Annotated in this window: 3 protein-coding genes; all 3 read left to right on the top strand. The window is 72.1% G+C overall.

What is annotated here, in order from left to right; genetic code table 11:
- On the top strand, positions 1-1,451 hold a 1,451-nt coding region (locus tag ACTS11_RS07885; protein WP_442639777.1), incomplete at its 5' end, for a carboxyl transferase domain-containing protein.
- A gap of 49 nt (positions 1,452-1,500) precedes the next feature.
- On the top strand, positions 1,501-1,914 hold the full coding sequence (locus tag ACTS11_RS07880) for an ASCH domain-containing protein (RefSeq protein WP_442639776.1): 414 nt from the start codon (positions 1,501-1,503) through the stop codon (positions 1,912-1,914).
- 22 nt (positions 1,915-1,936) lie between these two features.
- On the top strand, positions 1,937-3,362 hold a 1,426-nt coding region (locus tag ACTS11_RS07875), incomplete at its 3' end, for an acetyl-CoA carboxylase biotin carboxylase subunit (RefSeq protein ID WP_442639775.1).

Here is a 3,362-nt window from a genome sequence, read left to right as displayed (position 1 = left end):
GCAAGATGCTGCCGCGCGAGCGTGTGGCGAACCTGCTCGACGCGGGTTCGCCCTTCCTCGAGGTCGGGGCGACGGCGGCGCACGGGATGTACGACGGCGCCGCGCCCGCCGCGGGCGTCATCGCCGGGATCGGCCGGGTGATGGGCCGCGAGGTCATGGTCGTCTGCAACGACGCGACCGTGAAGGGCGGCACCTATTATCCGATGACGGTGAAGAAGCACCTCCGCGCCCAGGAAATCGCCGAGGAATGCCGCCTGCCCTGCATCTACCTGGTGGATTCGGGCGGCGCGAACCTGCCGAACCAGGACGAGGTCTTTCCCGACCGGGACCATTTCGGGCGCATCTTCTACAACCAGGCGCGGATGAGCGCCGCCGCCATCCCGCAGATCGCGGTCGTCATGGGCTCCTGCACCGCGGGCGGTGCCTACGTGCCCGCCATGTCGGACGTCACGATCATCGTGAAGGAGCAGGGAACGATCTTCCTCGCCGGTCCGCCGCTCGTGCAGGCCGCGACGGGCGAGGTCGTCTCGGCCGAGGACCTCGGCGGCGGCGACGTTCACACGCGGCTCTCGGGCGTGGCGGACTACCTCGCCGAGGACGACGCCCATGCGCTGGCGCTGGCGCGGCGGGCGGTGGCGTCCCTCGGGGCGGCGGGGGGGACGTCGCCCGCGCTCGGCGGGCGGCCCCCGGCCTACGATCCCGACGAGCTGTTCGACGTGGTGCCGGCGGCGCTGACCACGCCCTACGACATCCGCGAGGTGATCGCGCGGATCGTCGACGACAGCTGGTTCGACGAGTTCAAGCCGCGCTTCGGCGAGAGCATCGTGACGGGCTTCGCCGAGATCATGGGGCTGCCCGTCGGCATCGTCGCCAACAACGGCGTCCTCTTCTCGGAGAGCGCGCAGAAGGCCGCGCATTTCGTCGAGCTCTGCTCGCAGCGGAAGACCCCGATCGTGTTCCTCCAGAACATCACCGGTTTCATGGTTGGGCGGAAATACGAGAACGAGGGGATCGCGCGGCACGGCGCGAAGATGGTGACGGCGGTCGCCACCACCGCGGTGCCGAAGATCACGATGCTGGTCGGCGGCTCCTTCGGGGCGGGCAACTACGGCATGGCGGGGCGGGCCTATTCGCCGCGCTTCCTCTGGACCTGGCCGAACTCGCGGATCTCCGTGATGGGCGGCGCGCAGGCGGCGGGCGTGCTCGCCACGGTGAAGCGGGCGGCGATGGAGAAGGCGGGGCAGGACTGGTCCGCGGAGGCGGAGGCCGAGTTCAAGCGTCCGACCGTCGAGATGTTCGAGCGCCAGTCGCATCCGCTCTATGCCTCGGCGCGGCTCTGGGACGACGGGATCGTGGACCCGCGCAAGTCGCGCGAGGTGCTGGCGCTGTCGCTCTCGGCGGCGCTGAACGCGCCAGTGGGCGAGACGCGGTTCGGCGTCTTCCGGATGTGACGGTGCGGGGGGCGGGCGTCGCAGTGCGTATTTCAGGAAAGATGAAGCCATGACGCGGAGCATCGAGGCGCTGAAGGCGCGCCATCCGGGCGCGGTGGCCTACCGCTTCGGCGACGGGCCGGAGCTCTGCGCCGCGCTGCTTGCGCTGGTGCGGGCGGGGAAGAAGCGGGCGACCTGCCTCGCCGAGGCCGAGATCGCGGCGGGCGAGGCGCCGCCCGAGGTCGGGCGCTGCGACATCGCGGTGGATTTCGAGGACGCGCCGCAACTGGTGACGCGGACGCTCGAGCTCCGCCGGGTGCGCTATCGCGACATGACGGAGGAGATGGCGCTGATGGAGGGCGAGGACGACGACCTCGCCGGCTGGATGGCGGGCCACGAACGCTACTACCGGAGGCTCGGCATCTTCGCGCCGGACATGTGGCTGATCTGGGAGCGGTTCGAGGTGGTGGAGGACCTGGCGTGAGCGGCCGGGCGGGGAGGGGCGCATGTTCGACAGGATCCTGATCGCGAACCGGGGCGAGATCGCCTGCCGCGTGATCGAGACGTGCCGCAGGCTCGGCGTGGGCACGGTGGCGGTCCATTCCGACGCCGACCGCGCGGCGCGGCACGTGGCGATGGCCGACGCGGCCGTGCATATCGGCGGCGCGCGGCCCGCCGAGAGCTACCTGCGGGGCGAGGTCATCATCGCGGCGGCGCTGGCGACGGGGGCGCAGGCGATCCACCCGGGCTACGGCTTCCTGTCGGAGAACCCGGACTTCGTCGAGGCGGTGGAGGCGGCGGGCCTCGTCTTCATCGGGCCATCGGCCAGCGCGATCCGGGCCATGGGGCTGAAGGACGCCGCCAAGGCGCTGATGCACGAGGCGGGCGTGCCCGTCGTGCCCGGCTACCACGGCGAGAACCAGGACCCCGGGCACCTGGCGGGCGCGGCCGACGCCATCGGCTATCCGGTCCTCATCAAGGCCGTGGCGGGGGGCGGCGGCAAGGGGATGCGCAGGGTCGCGCGCCCCGCCGAGTTCATGGACGCACTCGCGAGCGCGAAGGGCGAGGCGGCCAGCGCCTTCGGCAACGACGCGGTGCTGATCGAGAAATACGTCGAGAAGCCGCGCCACATCGAGGTGCAGGTCTTCGGCGACGGGACGCGGGCGGTGCATCTCTTCGAGCGCGACTGCTCGCTCCAGCGGCGCCACCAGAAGGTGATCGAGGAGGCGCCGGCGCCCGGCATGACGGCGGAGATGCGGGCCGAGATGGGGGCCGCCGCCGTCCGCGCGGCCGAGGCCATCGGCTATTCGGGCGCGGGCACGGTCGAGTTCATCGTGGACGCGAGCGCGGGGCTCCGGCCCGACCGGTTCTACTTCATGGAGATGAACACGCGCCTCCAGGTCGAGCACCCGGTGACGGAGGCGATCACCGGCGTCGACCTCGTGGAATGGCAGCTGCGCGTGGCCTCGGGCGAGGCCCTGCCCGCGCGGCAGGAGGACCTTTGCATCCGCGGCCACGCGGTCGAGGCGCGGCTCTATGCCGAGGACGTGCCGAAGGGCTTCCTGCCCGCCACCGGGCGTCTCGCGCACCTTGTCTTCGGCGAAGGGGCGCGGGCCGATACCGGCGTCGGGCCCGGCGACGAGATCAGCCCCTGGTACGACCCGATGATCGCGAAGCTCATCGTGCACGGGGCCACGCGGGAGATCGCGCTCCGGCGGATGGCGCGGGCGCTGGCGACGACCGAAGTCGCGGGGTCGGTGACGAACCTCGCCTTCCTGCGGCGGCTGGTGGCGCACCCGCGCTTCGCGCGCGGCGACGTGGACACGGGGCTGATCGAGGCGCACCTGGGCGACCTGGTGGAGGAGGGAGCGCCCTCGGCGGCGGCCGTGGCGATCGCGGCGCTGGCGGCGGCCGGCCTCGATGGCGAGGCGG

This window comes from Roseicyclus sp., from assembly GCF_052168335.1.
Classification (GTDB): Bacteria; Pseudomonadota; Alphaproteobacteria; order Rhodobacterales; family Rhodobacteraceae; genus Roseibacterium.
The sequence above is the reverse complement of the archived record's forward strand: the minus strand, read 5'-3'. Positions and strand labels throughout refer to the sequence as shown.

What these genes read in the sequence shown, in the direction of transcription:
- ACTS11_RS07880 (WP_442639776.1), top strand. Translation starts at nt 1,501, where the DNA reads ATGACGCGGAGCATCGAGGCGCTGAAGGCGCGCCATCCGGGCGCGGTG.